This window comes from Carboxylicivirga caseinilyticus (assembly GCF_050589785.1).
In the GTDB taxonomy this organism is placed as follows: domain Bacteria; phylum Bacteroidota; class Bacteroidia; order Bacteroidales; family Marinilabiliaceae; genus Carboxylicivirga; species Carboxylicivirga caseinilyticus.
The window spans coordinates 1-1,798 of the sequence record NZ_JBNGOX010000095.1 but is presented as its reverse complement, the minus strand read 5'-3'; the positions used below and the strand labels follow the sequence as shown (position 1 = coordinate 1,798).

Below are 1,798 nucleotides of genomic sequence, written 5' to 3'. Positions count from 1 at the left end.
GAGGGTGTCCAAAATTGAGGCACCCTCTTTTTATTATTCAAAAAAATGGAGTTCTTCCTTAAATTATTTCATCCAGCTGAGAGCTTATATGTGAGATGGTATTTGCCACAAATGCTATTTGAGATGGATTTAATTCGATTTTTGTACAAAACAAAGGCTTTTTTAGCTTTTTGCCCCTGTTTTTTAGCCATTTTACTAATATTCAAAGCAATGGCAATCAATGCAAACTCCAGCTTAACACCTTCAATGCCTGCTAACTTAAAGCGGTTAAATCCTTTATTGTATTTGATCTGCCCAAAAACAGCTTCTGGTTCAATTGGCCGTTTACTTCTGTGGTTTAACCCCTTATCTCCATTAAGAGCTTCTCTGGCCTTTTGTTTGTAAGCTCTCAACCTAAAGTTTACTTCAATACTGCGGTTTCCTTGACCTTTAAAGCATCGACTTCTGATGTGGCATTTGCTACAATTTTTTGCTCTGTATTTTCTTAATGTGCTCTGATAACCATGAGCATTTGCTTTTGGGTATTCAGCAACAAAATGCATGTGTTGACCCATTGGGCAGACAAAGTAATCGCCTGTTTCATTATAATGCAGATTCTCAACTTTGTAAGGATTGGTTTTAAACGCTTTCTTTTGTTCGGCATGAAAATAATTAAACTTCACATAGGGTTCAATCTGCTCTTTTTCAAGATATTCATAATTCTCTTCACTGCCATAACCACTATCGGCTACAACCTCTTTTGATTGCATATTATAGCGTTTTTGAAAACCTGTAAGGTAAGCAATAAAAGTGCGTGTATCAGTGGGGTTCTGAAAAATGTCATAATGGGTAATAATCTGGTTCTCGGTACTGATCTGCACATTATAAGCAGGCTTTAACTGCCCGTTTTTCATATGATCTTCTTTCATGCGCATGAAGGTAGCTTCCTTATCGGTTTTAGAACAGGAGTTGCGATTGTCACCAATATCTTCGAGCTTTTGTTCGTATTCTTCAAGCTTAGGCAGATGCTTGTGCTCCAACTCTTTTACCAGCTTCTTTACTGGTTTTTCCTTTGCTTTCTCTGACTTCTTGATTTGCGCAATCCGCTTTTTGAGCTCGTCCGAATCAAAAGGGCGAGGTTCTTCATCCTGGCTTTGATTATCCTCAGCGATGCCTTGTTCTATTTGCTCCAGAATGTTAGCTATCTTCTTCTCTAAGTTGGTTTTGTGCTTTTCCACAGACTTACGCCACACAAAACTGTAGCGATTGGCTTTGCTTTCAATCTTTGTCCCATCAATATACTGAACATCCAGACTAACATATCCCAAATCAACCAGAATGAATACCACCTGGGTAAACAGTTGATGGATGTGCTTTTTCAAACGTTTACTTCTAAAATCGTTGATGCAAGAATGTTTCGGAAACTGTTTGCCACTTAGCCACATATAGGCAATGCTTTCTGTCAATGCTTGTTCCATCTTGCGACAAGAGAATACATTACTCAGGTAGCTGTAAAATAGCACTTTTAGCATCATTCGTGGATGATATCCTTTACACCCATCTGCTTTATAACTCTTAACGATATCGTCTATATCAAGCTCTTCCACTACTTGACTCACGATGCGAACGGGTGCATTCTCCGGAATAAACTCATCAAGGCGGGATGGGAACAGTTCAGTTTGACCTTGATTATAGGGCTTGAAATGGATTTGTTTCATGCTTTAAAATACTAAATATCAAGCATATAAACAAATAATTAAGAAGATAAAATACTGATTATGAACAAAAAAAGAGGGCATCCGTTTTTGGACACCCTCTT

Annotated in this window: 1 protein-coding gene; it reads right to left on the bottom strand. The window is 38.0% G+C overall.

The features are described 5' to 3' along the window. Positions 1-68: 68 nt before the first annotated feature. Positions 69-1,697, bottom strand: coding sequence for an IS1182 family transposase (locus ACRD62_RS22335; RefSeq protein WP_430822301.1), 1,629 nt, complete (start codon positions 1,695-1,697; stop codon positions 69-71). Between the last annotated feature and the right edge of the window lie 101 nt (positions 1,698-1,798).